This window comes from Endoryza foliicola, assembly GCF_050589245.1.
GTDB classification, from domain to species: Bacteria; Bacteroidota; Bacteroidia; order Chitinophagales; family Chitinophagaceae; genus Endoryza; species Endoryza foliicola.
Window position 1 is genome coordinate 290,776 of the sequence record NZ_JBOBEW010000001.1, and the last position, 13,477, is coordinate 304,252.

Genomic DNA, 13,477 nt, shown 5'->3' on the forward strand with positions numbered 1-13,477 from the left:
TTAGTTTAGTCGGCTGAACGTTTTGCACCTCGAGCCAATTCAAAAAACACCTCATCCATACTTGACGAATTGAATTGCCTTTTTAGGTTATCAGGAGTATCTAGCGCTTTTATGACGCCGTCTACCATCATAGAAATCCGGTTGCAATATTCAGCCTCATCCATGTAATGCGTAGTAACGAAAACTGTTATACCTCTTCCTGCAGCTTCATAAATCAAATCCCAGAACTGACGTCGTGTTATGGGATCTACTCCACCGGTTGGCTCATCGAGAAATACAATTTTTGGATCGTGAAACACTGCTACACTAAAGGCCAGTTTCTGCTTCCAACCGAGCGGTAGAGACCCCACTAATTTATCTTTGTCTACATCTAAACCCAATTGCTTCAATACCCGATCTGCCTTTGCTTTAATTTGGTTTCTCGACATACCATAGATGCCGCCAAAAAATTCAAGATTCTCACTTACTGTTAAGTCTTCATACAGCGAGAATTTTTGACTCATATAGCCGATGCTCTTTTTCAAGCGCTCTGGTTCTTTGTACACGTCGCAACCGGCGATTGTTGCAGCGCCAGAACTAGGAACCGACAAACCGCACAGCATCCTCATAGCTGTAGTTTTTCCTGCACCGTTTGCACCCAAGAATCCGAATATTTCTCCTGCATACACTTCAAAACTAATTGCGTTGGTGGCGATAAAATCCCCAAACCTTTTAGTTAGTTGCTCTGTTTTTATGACTACTTCATTTTTCATGTTGCATGAGTTTTATGAAACAATCTTCGATGGTAGGCTCAATTTCCTTCCACTCAAAACTTGGATGTGTTGAGTTTAATAACTCGAAAACCTTTGAAGAACCATTCACTTGTAAGGTTACATGATGAAAAGAACCAAAAGAATAGCAGGTTTTGATTTCAGACATTGTCCTCAAATCACTTTGAAGCAAAGGCATATTTTCCGAACGAACAGCATACAAGGCTTCACCGTATGACCTCGTAATGTTCACCGGAGTATCAACACTCAAAATGCTCCCGCCTTGTATAAGCGCAATTCGTTCGCATAAATTGGCCTCATCCATGTAGGGCGTAGAAACAAAAATTGTGATGCCTTCTCTTTTTAGATTCTTCAACATGCCCCAGAATTCTTTTCGTGAAACGGCATCAACTCCGGTTGTGGGTTCATCTAAAAACAACACCGTTGGTTTGTGAATCAGCGCGCAACATAGCGCCAGCTTTTGTTTCATACCTCCGGACAACTTCCCTGCTCTTCGGTTTTTGAAGGGTTCCAGTTGAACATATATGTCTTTAATCAAGTTGTAATTCTCTTGTATGGTTGTGCCAAATACCGTTGCAAAAAAACGCAAGTTCTCCTCCACTGATAGATCTTGATACAAGGAGAATTTCCCCGGCATATAGCCAACACTACTTCTAATTTGCTTGATATCTTTCAATACATCGTAGCCACCAACTGTTGCATAACCGCTATCTGGTAACAAAAGGGTTGTTAGTATTCTGAACAAAGTAGTTTTGCCGGCACCATCCGGACCAATTAATCCAAACAATTCCCCGGCGGCTACATCCAAATTGATGTTCTTTAGAGCCGCAATAGTTCCTTTGCCATAGCTTTTATTGATCTCGCGAATGCTTATTGATGACATTTTGCTAGAATTTGATTTCACCATACATTCCAATCTTGTAGCTGCCATCATTTGTAACAGCCACTTTCACAGCATACACAAGATTGGTACGCTCTTCTTTAGTTTGTATGGTTTTAGGCGTGAATTCCGCTTTAGAACTTATCCAACTAATTGTACCCTTGGCTTCCTTTTTACCACCTTTGCCATCATCGGTGAGTACTCTAACCGCTTGGCCAATTTTAGCTTTTACCAGTTGCGATTCTGTAATGTATACGCGGAGTGTGATGGTACTTAAATCTGCAATTTTATAAATAGGCTTTCCGGCAGTCAATAACTCATTCTTACGCACATAGGTCGTTAAAACGGTGCCGTTCATCGGACTGTTGAGGTGTGATTTAGATAATTGATCGTTGATCTGTTGAATCTGATAAAAGAGCGGCATTGGATCTGCTTTCAAGCCCTTTGCCTGTGTAGTTAACGCAGAAACTTGTGCTGCTTTCTGTTCTGCTGTAACGGCCATCTGCTTTTGAACCTCATCAATGACATTTTGAATATCATCGATCTGCTTGCTACCGGCTGCTCCTCCATTCACCAATTTCTTGGCGCGTTCCAACTCTTGACTTAATGAATGAAGTTTTGTTTTATAGAGTGATTCTTGAGCTACAAAATAATTGGTTTGTGCATAAACGTCCGGTACCCGATTTCCAACAGCTTTAATCTGCTCTTCCAATTGCTTTTTCTTGAGGAAAAGTTGAACTGTATCGATATATCCTATGTAGGCATTATCCTTTAATTGTTCCCCTTCTTTAATAACAAAATCTTTTAGTTGACCTGTAACTTCTGAAGAGATAATAGTTTCATCTGCCTCAAAACTTCCGGTAGCGTCAAAATCTTTGTCGGATCCTTTGCAAGAGGCAAAAAACAGTACTAAAGTGGCGATGTATTGAATTGCTTTCATATTAACTGATATTATAAATTTCCTAAGGTTAATTGTTTTGTATAGGCTGCTTGTAACAATTGAATTTTATGAAGTAACAGTGCTTGCTTGGCTTGGTCCTCCGCATTTATGTAATTCACTAAATCCAATGCAGAGATCGTTCCCGCCTCTAATTGAACATTGGCCGATTGCTTTACTTGAGATCTAAGGATTACTAGGGATGCGTCGTCTTTAAGTAGTTCATTGATTTTGTCGTACTCTGTATTTTGCTGTGCTACCGATATATTGGTATTCAACTGAAAAGTTTGTTCTTGTGCTTCTACTTGCATTTTACTTAACTCAATGAGTTGTTTATCGTTTTTTCGAGTATAAAAAGCAGACAAATTCCAACCAACCTTAACTCCGCCGATACCATACAATTTGAATTCATTGTTCAGCATGTTTAAGGCCGGCCTTCCATATCCTCCTTGTGCAAACAAGAAAACTCTTGGTATGAGCTTGGTATCGGTCAGTTTTCCTGATGCGGCTATTGCCGCTTTCTGCGCACTATATTGTTTCAATTCAGGTCGGTTGTTGTTGGTATTTTCTACTAGAAGAGTAGGCGTTTCAAATAGAGTGGTTTCATCAAGATCTTTTGAAATAAATGTAGCAAGCATTTGGAGATAGCCCTTTTTACCGGATTGAATTTCAGTGAGCCTTTGTTTAGCTTTTACAAATTCTGCTTCTAATAAATACTGATTCATTTGAGATGCAGTGCCATTTGATACTGCTACTTTCATCTTTTCCAAAGAAGCCTTTATATCCTTTAGGAGGAGTTGCTGTTGTGTTTCTTGTTCGTTGAGCAGCAGCACTGCAAAATAAAGTTGAGTGATGCGCTCTTTTATTTTATACAATTCTGTTTCCAGCTTTTGTTGTTCAACAGCAGCGTTTGCCTTTACGAGTGCTTCTTGCCGACGAATAGCGTAAACATCGGTTAGAGGCTGATTCAGCTCTGCATACAACTTGTATTGATCTTTACTAATAGTAGGCACTTTCACATTTGGGATTGATATCGGAAACGAAGTAACGTCCGACTGGTAGGTGGCTGATCCGTTAACTGTAATCTGCGGCAACAACCCTTTTGATGCATTTTCTACAGAGTATACTGTACTTTTTTGAATCAAGTCCGCTTGTCGAATCAAAGGATAATTTTGTTTGGCCCAAGAAAAGCAAGAGTCGATGTTTAGTGTCGACTGCTTTTGAGCATGCACCTGAGATGGTATAGCAACGATGGCAAAGATGGTTGCTTGTACAAAGCTCTTCATGATATAGTTATAATTTAGTCATTTGATTAAATTCTCTTTAAAAAAATGCTAGCCCCCTAGCATTTGCTTTATCCAGATTGGTACGAGCACTTTACGTTGCTCCATCAGCGCAATAAACCCTTCCTTTTCCAAGCCGGTTAGCGATTGGAAAATTGGTTTGGCTATAAATGGGAATACACATAAAGAAGTGATGTTCATGATAAAATGAATGGGATGCACGGTCGACATCACTCCACCACTCAGCTTCAATCGCTCTTGAATTTGTTGAAGCAATCCCGATTGTTGTATTACTTCGCGCACTTTCATTTCTTTTAAAAATTCCTGTGGCCGTTGATGCAGTTCACTCATGATAAATATAGGCAGGTCTGGATACTGAACTAATACGGTGATATATCGATCAACAAAGGTGTCAATCTTACCGTCGAGGCTCAGTTCTTTATTACTAAAAACGGCAATCATTGAATTGAAGAATAACTGAAGTTTTTCCATCATAACAATGTGAAAAAGATTCTCCTTACTTCGAAAATAATAGTTGAGAAGGGCCAAATTTAATCCGGCTTCTTCTGCAATATCGCGTGTACGAGTAGCTGCATACCCCTTAGCCAGGAAAACCTTCTTGGCCGCTTCTTTGATTTTCTCCTCAGCTCCAGGTTCTTGTATCGATGAAGTGATCTTTGACATGGGTGCAAGTTTAAAACAAATTTAATCATTTGATTAAATTATTTGATTAAATATTTTCTCACTCCCAACCAATTGATTATTAACAATTTGAAAATCAGAGAGTGAAGGCTTGGTTCTCCAAAAGATGAGTTAGGGAACCTAGGGTCCGGAGTAATACTGTCATTTTTTAGAAAAGCTCAACGATATGCACAGTTGACTAGCGCTTATTGAGGCGGTACAAAAAAGGAGCCTTATGAGCCCCACCCGTCATTTTCTTGGCCACTTTTTTTAAGATGCCCAATTGCAACATGCTTCGTTGAAAGCTGGTACGTAAAAACTTCTTCCCCAATATCGTTTCGTATAACAATTGAAGTTCAGCCATAGTGAAGGTTTCAGGAAGCAAGTTGAAACCAACAAGTTTCTCATTTAGATCTTTACGGAGTGTATAAAGGGCCTTATCGATAATTGAGCGATGGTCTTGCATTAAAAGAGGAATCTTATCAAGATCGTACCACGTACAATTTTCAGAAAGAGCATCTTTTTGCGGTGTCACTTTTGTATAATCGACCAAAGCATAATACCCAACGGAAACAAAACGACGAAGGAGGAAGTGGTTTTTTTCCAATTTCATACCCGTTGCTTTGGTAATGCGTTTCATGGAGTCATCGTTTCTACTTCTATCACCAAAAGTGTGGAATTGCTCAAGGTATATATTAGTAAGCGAAGTGCGTTCTTTCAAAACTCGGAAAGCAGCTTCATTCAAATCTTCATTTATTTTAATAAACCCACCCGGTAATGCCAATTCACGTGTATTCAAATACTGCAATAGCAGCACCTTCATTTTGCCTTCGTGAAAACCAAAAATTACGGTATCTACTGCAATTGATGGAAGATACACTTTATCAAAATCTATATTTGTTCGTGCTTGTTTCCCGTCAAACTTAGCCATATTTGAAAGTAAGAATTTTTTCAATTCTTCCTGAAATTTAAGTATTATTGTCTCAATAAAGAGACAATATGAAAAAATCAATTTTTTTGCTTGCCGGTTTCTTAGTAATTGCAACTCAAAGTAAGAGCCAATTGGTTACCGGAGAAAACACTGCTGTTACTTCCACTGAATCGGGTAAAGTACGTGGATACATTCACAACACTATTTACACTTACAAAGGCATTCCCTACGCAGAGGCAAAGCGTTTTGAAATGCCTAAAAAGCCAAAAGCTTGGACCGGTGTTCGAAGTTCAATGACTTATGGACCCGTTGCTCCTTTGATGACGCCAACTACTTCTGTACAAGATGAAAGTGAATTTTTGTTTCACCACGATTGGGGCTATACCAGTGAAGATTGTTTGAGAATTAATGTATGGACGCCCGGGATCAACGATGGCAAAAAACGTCCTGTTTTGTTTTGGATCCATGGTGGTGGATTTACTGCCGGATCTTCACAAGAACTTCCTTCTTACGATGGAGAACAACTGGCCAAAAGAGGTGATGTTGTGGTAGTTTCTATAAACCACCGCTTAAACATCTTAGGCTTTTTAGATCTTTCTGCCTTCGATGAGAAATTCAAACATTCAGCAAACCTCAGCATCATTGATATCCGTGCAGCACTTGAATGGGTAAAAGCAAATATTGCCAATTTTGGTGGCGATGCAGGCAATGTAACCATCTTCGGACAATCGGGTGGTGGTGCCAAAGTAAATGCGTTGATGGCAATGCCATCAGCAAAAGGATTGTTCCACAAAGCGATCAATCAAAGCGGTGCTTTTAAAACCACCATGCGCGAAAAAGCAGTTACGCAACAAGTGGGAGCTCATGTGCTTCGCCTCTTAAATTTTGGACCTTCACAAGTAGACAGCTTGCAGAAAGTTCCTTATGATAAACTTGTAGCCGCAGGCGACAAAGCTTGGAAAATTGTAAATGATAGCTTGGCCAAAGCCGGTAAAGGTGCAGCCGGATTAGGTGGCGGATGGTCTCCAAGCCTCGACGGTGAAGACCTGCCTTACCAGCCTTTTAGCAAAGAGGCAATGGAACTTTCAAAAGATGTTCCTTTATTGATCGGAACTGTAAAGAACGAATTCATGACCTCCTTGTTCACCAATATGTCGAATGCTACCGAAGAGCAAATCAACACCTTCATAAAAAATAGGTATAAAGACAAGGCCGACGCTTATATCAAAGCAGTAAAAAAAGCGTATCCCAACGACACCAAACCTTCCGATTTAATTGATGTTGATGCGATGTTTCGACCGGGTTCTGTAGAACAAGCCAATTTAAAGAGCACTTTAAATGCAGCTCCTGTTTATATGTATTTGTTTACGTGGCAATCACCCGTAATGGACGGTAAATTCAAAGCATTCCATTGTATGGAATTGCCTTTTGTATTCAACAATATTGACAGATGTGAAGAAATGACCGGAGGTGGTAAAGATGCAAAAGCGTTGGCGGCAAAAATGAGTGATGCTTGGATACAATTCGCTCGCACCGGAAATCCTAATCACAAAGGCCTACCAAAATGGCCTGCTTACGATGCAAAAGCCACACCCACCATGCACTTCAACAATGTATGCGAAGTAAAACCTCAAATGGACAAAGAACTCTTTGACCTCCTATCCAACTAAAAAACAGCAATACACCTTAGGAAGGCACTTCAGTTTTGAAGTGCCTTTTTTATTTCACCGGTTTACTTTATAAATTTTTTAGTTTCTCTTATCTTTAATCAATACTCAACTGCATATGAAACAAGCCAAACTAACGATCTCTCTATTTCTCAACTATTTTATATTCGCCATTTTACTAAACAGTGTAGGAACGGTCATTCTACAAGTGCAAAAAAACTTTGGCGTTTCCGAAACCGGTGCCAGCGTACTCGAAGGATTCAAAGATCTTAGCATCGCCATTAGCTCTTTTCTTATTGCCTCGTTTATTGTTCGAATTGGATATAAGCGAGCTATGCAGCTTGCTTTGTTGATGGTTACATTGATGTGCTTGCTGATGCCATCTATTCCCGCATTTTGGAGTGTGAAATTGTTATTTGCTTGCATTGGAGTTGGCTTTGCACTAATAAAAATAACCGTATTTGCCACTATTGGCTTATTGGTGAACAATGAGAAAGAACACTCAAGCTTTATGAACTATCTCGAAAGCTTCTTTATGATTGGCGTATTAACCGGAGGTTTCATTTTCGCTTACTTTGTAGACGACACCAACCCTTTGTCAACAGAATGGTTTAAAGTATACTACCTACTCGGAGGATTGTCATTACTCGCCCTGATCTTATTATCGAGCTCTATCATAGATGAATCAGCTATTGCAAGCGCAAAGCAAAGACGTTTGAGCAATGACTTCGTAGACATGATCAAACTCATTGGCCTTCCTGTAGTATTGGTTTTTATTGTAAATGCATTTTTATATGTTTTGATAGAACAAAGTATCATGAGTTGGCTGCCAACATTCAACAATAAAGTATTGCAATTGCCCACTGCTCTTAGCATTCAAATGGCAACTATCTTAGCCGCAAGCACGGCTCTAGGCAGATTTACAGCTGGCGTTGTTTTAAAAAAGATAAACTGGTATTTAGTAGTAGTGGTGTGTTTGATAGTAGCAGCCGGATTGGTACTTGTGTCGATGCCAATGGCCAATGCCGCTAAAGGAAAACCGGTGACCGGTTGGTCGGATGCGCCGTTAGTGGCTTATCTGTTCCCTTTCATCGGGTTTCTGTTGGCGCCAATTTATCCGGCTATCAACTCAGTTATTCTCTCTACACTACCAAAGGAAAAACATGCGCCGATGAGCGGTCTGATCGTAGTGTTTTCAGCATTAGGTGGCACTACCGGATCAATCATTACGGGAACCGTGTTTCATCACTTTGATGGACAAACCGCCTTTTATTTTTCCTTGATTCCAATTGGTATATTGATTGTTTTCTTAACCCTATTCAGAAGCATTCGCAACAAAATGACTGTATAAATGAGAGATCATACAACTTTAGACGAGCTATTCAATACAATTCAATTGTCGGGACTTTTTCCTGATAGTAAAACATTTTGCGACTCCATCCCTAAAGTTTCACTTGAAGAATTGCAAGTTGCTTTCACAACTATGAGTAAGCAAAGCAATTTTAATACCGCTGAATTTGTAGCAACTTACTTTACCCTTCCCGAGAAAGCCGGGGCCGTTGAACCATCAGATCAAGCTTCTTCCGTAGAAGAACATATTGAGCGATTGTGGAAGAATTTATACCGAGACCCTTCCCCTGAAAATACCGGAACTCTTTTAGCGCTCCCGAATTCCTACATAGTACCTGGTGGGCGCTTTGGAGAAATCTATTATTGGGATAGCTATTTTACCATGTTGGGTTTGAAAGTGTCGAATAGAGTAAGCATGATAGAAGATATGGTAAAAAATTTCGCTCATTTTATAAGTACTTATGGATTCATCCCTAACGGAAATCGTTCCTACTATTTAACTAGAAGTCAGCCTCCTTTCTTTGGTTTAATGGTTCAACTCTTAGCGTCCATTAAAGGTTCAAGCGTTTACAATGAGTATCGAAACGTTCTTGAAAAAGAGTACGAGTTCTGGATGGAAAAAGGTTCAGCAATTGAAATTGAACCAACGAAACAGCTAAATAGGTATTGGGACAGTGCCACTACACCCCGACCTGAAGCATATAAAGAAGACATGCATCTGGCCAATTCGAGCCATCAACCCAAAGGGGAACTCTATCGTCATATTCGAGCGGCTGCCGCATCGGGTTGGGACTTCTCAACGCGCTGGTTCGAAAATGGAAATGATTTCTCAAGCATCACTACCACCAATATTATTCCTGTTGACCTGAACGTATTGCTATATCAGTTGGAACATTTTTTAAGCGATGCTTTTGCTCAAACCGACGATTTGGACAAAGCTGTCTTTTATGCAGGTGCCGCTGAAATAAGAAAAGAGTTGATTGAAAAATATTGTTGGAATGAATCGTTGCAAACTTATACAGATTACAACTTCAAAGAAGGCAAATCAACCGAAATCATTTCTGCGGCAATGCTTTTCCCCTTGTTTGCTGAACTTTGTGACGCAGATCGAGCGAGAATCGTATTAAAAACGGCAAAAGAGCAGTTGCTCAAAGACGGTGGTTTACTTACCACCACACGAAACAGCGGGCAACAGTGGGATGCACCTAATGGTTGGGCACCTTTGCAATGGGTTGGCTTTCTAGCTGCCTTACATTATAATGATAACGAACTTGCAAAAGAAATTGGGAATCGATGGGTTGCCATTAATAGACAAGTATTTGCAAGAACCGGCAAAATGATGGAGAAATACAATGTAGTGGATGTTTCGTTGGAAGCCGGAGGAGGAGAATATGAAGGACAAGACGGATTTGGTTGGACCAATGGTGTATTTTTGGCCTTGAATGAAAAATTAGCAACACTAAAATAAACGATTATGTCTTTACTCGCTGCTGTACCTATTCTTGCCTACTTAAACAAAGAAGAAACAGTTGCTTTCTATACCAATTTAAAATTTGAAGTAAATGCTGTATGGGATGGCTATATTATGTGTAGCAGAGATGAAATTGAAATTCATTTGTGGCAATGCAATGATCCTGAGATCCCAAAGAATACCGGTTGCTATGTTAGAGTAAACAAAATTGAAGGGTTGAATGATGAATGCACACTATTGGGATGCGTTCATCCTAATGGCGCACTTGAAGACAAGCCTTGGGGCATGCGTCAATTCAGCATTCTCGACAATAGCGGTAATATCATTCACTTTGGTCAACGCTTATAGCTGAGCGGAAACAGGAGCGGTTACCAGTGCCAATCGCTTCCAAGCGTTCTTAAGTTTTACAGATAAACTCAATCGAGGTTCTACTAACTGGCCATCGAAGGGCAATCCGCGTTTTAGATAGTATTTGGTAAAGGTACTTGCACTAATACCCCATTTAGATAAGAATTGATAATGACCTTTGTTTCTTTTTATTTTTTTGGTTGAAACGGAGCCAAAATGATAGGCCCTCGACTCGGATACGCCTTTGAAATAGCGCACTCCTGCTTGCCACAACTTCATAGAAAAATCGGGATCTGAGTACATACCGGGAGAAAATTCGGTACTGTAACCACCAACGGCCTCCCAAAGTTTGCGGTGAACAATATTGGGAGGCCAGGTGGCCCCTAGCCAATCAGAGCCTTTCAATTTGTTGTAGTTGGAAAGTAGCCCGAATTCATCAAAGTCTTTTGGTGTACTACCAAAATTCGCTGATATGAAACAGTTGTTATTTGAATTGGGTTCAATGGCCGTTCCTGAAAGGAAGAAATGATCGTGACCAATTTTTTGAATCTCTCGCACAAGGTGCAAATCCCATTCAGGACAGAGGTACATATCATCGTTCAAAAAAACGATGTAATTGGTGTTTGCCAAAGCTGCGGCAGAATTCACGGCATAGCAAATACCAATATTGTTAGAACTGTATGTAAATGAAATGTCAGGTTGAGAGATGGCCCAAGGCAGCGTACCATCCTTTCCTTCATTGATATGGAGGATGATCTGATGCTTCAACGAAGAATTCTTGCGGATGCTTTTAACACATAACTGCAAGTATTCGAGGTTGTTCCAAGTTGGAATTACAATCGAGAAAACAGCATTGCTGCCCTCCGGAACTTGCTTTGAGTGTATGGGTGAAGAATGCATCATAAGCCAAATTTTACGGTTTTTCTAGTGCTTATTTTAACGGATGCATTTCTGAATAAAATGGTTGGGTAAAGCTGTAAGTGTTATTTCTACAATTATTTCCATCTAGTTTTATTCTTAGAATCGGTCAACTGAAAAAAGATTGAATGCTCTTTTGTTTGAAAGTTTATTTCACTCACCTAATTTCTTTTAAGCAAAAGACGTGAAGAGAAGCACTCTTTTAGTCAATCGAGTTTCATCGTTTTCCGTTTTCCCTTATCTTGCACGAAATATTATCTATAAATTTTATATCTACTACTTTATGAGCAGTAAAATGCAACATAACATGCGTGTTTGGCATCGATATCTCGGGTATTTCTTGGCAGGTATTATGGCCATCTATGCGTTCAGCGGAATCATAATGATTTTCAGAACCACTGATTTTCTTAAGAAGGAGAAACTGATTGAAAAGACAGTAGCGGCCAATTTAAGCGCTGAAGATTTAGGAAAAGAAATAAAAATGCGCGATCTGAAATTCACGTCTTCCGAAGGAGAAGTTCAAAGCTTTAAAGACGGAACGTATAACAAAACGACCGGAGCAGTTTCTTACAAAGTAAAAGAGCTTCCTTTCATCATTAATAAGTTTACAAAACTTCACAAAGCAACCACGAAAGATCCATTGTTCTATTTGAATATTTTCTTTGGATTGGCTTTGTTGTTTTTTGTTGTTTCTTCCTTCTGGATGTTTCTCCCCAAAACTGCCATCTTTAAAAAGGGATTGTATTTTACCTTGGCGGGAATCATTCTCACATTAATTATGCTATTCGTTTAGCAGTATACACTACAACTTAAAAGCCTCCGCCATTTTTAATGAACGGAGGCTTTTTTTATGATGCGGGTTCTTCGTTTAACGCTTTTTGTTTTCCAATCCAACCCAAGTGAGTATGTTCAAAAGCATCGTAATACTTCAAACCATATCCCATAAATCGGTCGAACGTAGAGTGTGATAAGAACACAAGTGCCAGTTTCAATATCCATTCATTGGAATAATAATAACCTCCGAAGGCAAGCACAGCCAAAAAGCCTTGGTGATGGAGAATATTATAAACAATGGCTCCTGTTTTTTTAGAAAGAGCATATGCGGCAAAGCTAAGATCCGGAACAAAAAACAATGCCAGATAAAACTTCCACTCGCCCGGAAACATGGTGAAATAAACATAGGAAAAAAGGAAGATCAATCCGCCTTGTTCCAGCTTTAGCAAATTACGCATGTATATGATTGTATTATTTTTCTAACAAGTCTTTTAAACGACTCAGGCCAAAAGCAAAATCATTCCCTACACCTTCTTCTATCTTTATGAAAAGCTTTATGAAATTCATCGGATAATTCATTTTGCCCTCAAAACCCCAACTTACTTTAGTAGCCTGATCACTTATCGCTTCGGTGGTCATTTTTGCCTTCGCTATACTTTTAAATGGCTTAATGAATCGCAATTCTGAATCAATCGATTTTCCTTCTACAATGGCTAGTATTTCTTGTTCACCCTGACCAACTTGCTTGTTTCCTTCCCACGCACTCACAAACCCTACGGTTCCATCTTCTCCTTTATACGATTTCTTCATGTTGGGATCCATCGTATTCCACTTACTATAAAGGTCTTGATTTTTTAGCTGTTTGATAAAATCAAAAACTTCGGGTAAGGGTTTATTGATAATTACTTCTCTGGTGGCCTTCATATCACGGCTCACAAATAATGCCACAATAGCGATGGCAGCTAGAATTCCTAAAATAATATATAAAACTATCATAGTGATCTATTTAAAGGTTCAAGTATTTAGCTGGCACATTGTGGAGTGCAATTCTATTGCCTTCGGTATCAATAAAAACAGCCATATCACCATATTCTTCAGAGATGGTTGTTTTGGGCATCATTATTTTTCCGCCGGCCGCCTCTACTCTATCTAATATGATGGAGCAGTCGGGATTTCCATTCAAATACAGCAATGGACCATCGGTAGCAGAAGGCTTATGAAAACCATCTGTTTGAATCAATGTACCTCCAACCTGTGTCATGGGGTCTTCCAAAGGAAACATACGCATTTTCATTTCTCCAAAATCCATTGCCTGCATTTTCATTTGGAAAATGGTTTCGTAAAAAAGCTGCGCTCTGTTGATATCAGTAGTAGGTATTTCAAACCAACTAATAGCATTTTTCATATTGCAATTGTTTAAGTTTTAAAGACCACTAAGGTCAATAAAAAAAACAAAACCACCAGAAA

Annotated in this window: 15 protein-coding genes; 5 read left to right on the forward strand and 10 right to left on the reverse strand. The window is 39.5% G+C overall.

Annotated features, from left to right (window positions below):
* Positions 1-5: 5 nt before the first annotated feature.
* From ACQ2HE_RS01185 to ACQ2HE_RS01210, 6 genes are all read right to left on the reverse strand, one after another.
* A complete protein-coding gene (locus tag ACQ2HE_RS01185) occupies positions 6-752 on the reverse strand; it encodes an ABC transporter ATP-binding protein (RefSeq protein ID WP_430895353.1) in 747 nt (248 codons plus the stop codon).
* Positions 742-1,653 carry an ABC transporter ATP-binding protein gene (locus ACQ2HE_RS01190; protein ID WP_430895351.1) on the reverse strand — a complete coding sequence of 304 codons (912 nt, stop codon included), beginning with the start codon at positions 1,651-1,653 and terminating at the stop codon, positions 742-744. Before ACQ2HE_RS01190 ends, ACQ2HE_RS01185 begins: the two co-directional genes overlap by 11 nt.
* Positions 1,654-1,657: 4 nt before the next feature.
* Positions 1,658-2,590 carry an HlyD family secretion protein gene (locus ACQ2HE_RS01195; protein WP_430895349.1) on the reverse strand — a complete coding sequence of 311 codons (933 nt, stop codon included), beginning with the start codon at positions 2,588-2,590 and terminating at the stop codon, positions 1,658-1,660.
* 11 nt (positions 2,591-2,601) lie between these two features.
* Entirely contained in the window at positions 2,602-3,873 is a 1,272-nt protein-coding gene (locus tag ACQ2HE_RS01200) for a TolC family protein (RefSeq protein ID WP_430895347.1), read from the reverse strand.
* A 48-nt stretch (positions 3,874-3,921) separates the two neighbouring features.
* Positions 3,922-4,554: a TetR/AcrR family transcriptional regulator gene (locus ACQ2HE_RS01205; RefSeq protein ID WP_430895345.1), complete on the reverse strand. Its 633-nt coding sequence runs from the start codon at positions 4,552-4,554 to the stop codon at positions 3,922-3,924.
* A gap of 196 nt (positions 4,555-4,750) precedes the next feature.
* Entirely contained in the window at positions 4,751-5,482 is a 732-nt protein-coding gene (locus ACQ2HE_RS01210) for an NUDIX hydrolase (protein ID WP_430895343.1), read from the reverse strand.
* 68 nt (positions 5,483-5,550) lie between these two features.
* Between ACQ2HE_RS01210 and ACQ2HE_RS01215 the strand changes: the two genes are divergently transcribed.
* The 4 genes from ACQ2HE_RS01215 (at position 5,551) to ACQ2HE_RS01230 (ending at position 10,318) form a co-directional block, all read left to right on the forward strand.
* Positions 5,551-7,152, forward strand: coding sequence for a carboxylesterase/lipase family protein (locus ACQ2HE_RS01215; RefSeq protein WP_430895341.1), 1,602 nt, complete (start codon positions 5,551-5,553; stop codon positions 7,150-7,152).
* A 115-nt stretch (positions 7,153-7,267) separates the two neighbouring features.
* The gene (locus ACQ2HE_RS01220) at positions 7,268-8,500 is read left to right on the forward strand and encodes an MFS transporter (RefSeq protein WP_430895339.1); all 1,233 of its coding nucleotides are present in this window, start codon (positions 7,268-7,270) and stop codon (positions 8,498-8,500) included.
* A complete protein-coding gene (locus ACQ2HE_RS01225; RefSeq protein ID WP_430895337.1) occupies positions 8,501-9,967 on the forward strand; it encodes a trehalase family glycosidase in 1,467 nt (488 codons plus the stop codon).
* A 6-nt stretch (positions 9,968-9,973) separates the two neighbouring features.
* Positions 9,974-10,318 (forward strand): bleomycin resistance protein, encoded by a 345-nt coding sequence (locus tag ACQ2HE_RS01230; protein ID WP_430895335.1) that lies wholly within the window; start codon positions 9,974-9,976, stop codon positions 10,316-10,318.
* On the opposite strand, the gene ACQ2HE_RS01235 is transcribed toward ACQ2HE_RS01230, so the two are convergent.
* On the reverse strand, positions 10,313-11,221 hold the full coding sequence (locus ACQ2HE_RS01235) for a glycosyltransferase family 2 protein (protein ID WP_430895333.1): 909 nt from the start codon (positions 11,219-11,221) through the stop codon (positions 10,313-10,315). The genes ACQ2HE_RS01230 and ACQ2HE_RS01235 overlap by 6 nt on opposite strands.
* 298 nt (positions 11,222-11,519) lie before the next feature.
* On the opposite strand from ACQ2HE_RS01235, the gene ACQ2HE_RS01240 reads away from it, so the two are divergent.
* Positions 11,520-12,029 carry a hypothetical protein gene (locus ACQ2HE_RS01240; RefSeq protein WP_430895331.1) on the forward strand — a complete coding sequence of 170 codons (510 nt, stop codon included), beginning with the start codon at positions 11,520-11,522 and terminating at the stop codon, positions 12,027-12,029.
* 55 nt (positions 12,030-12,084) lie between these two features.
* Here the strand turns inward: ACQ2HE_RS01240 and ACQ2HE_RS01245 are convergent, their stop codons facing one another.
* From ACQ2HE_RS01245 to ACQ2HE_RS01255, 3 genes are read right to left on the reverse strand one after another with little or no spacing between them, the layout of a single operon-like run.
* Positions 12,085-12,468 (reverse strand): DUF4260 domain-containing protein, encoded by a 384-nt coding sequence (locus ACQ2HE_RS01245; protein ID WP_430895329.1) that lies wholly within the window; start codon positions 12,466-12,468, stop codon positions 12,085-12,087.
* 13 nt (positions 12,469-12,481) lie between these two features.
* Complete coding sequence (locus tag ACQ2HE_RS01250) at positions 12,482-13,006, reverse strand: SRPBCC family protein (protein ID WP_430895327.1); 525 nt, start codon at positions 13,004-13,006, stop codon at positions 12,482-12,484.
* Positions 13,007-13,016: 10 nt separating this feature from the next.
* Entirely contained in the window at positions 13,017-13,415 is a 399-nt protein-coding gene (locus ACQ2HE_RS01255) for a VOC family protein (RefSeq protein WP_430895325.1), read from the reverse strand.
* Positions 13,416-13,477: the final 62 nt, after the last annotated feature.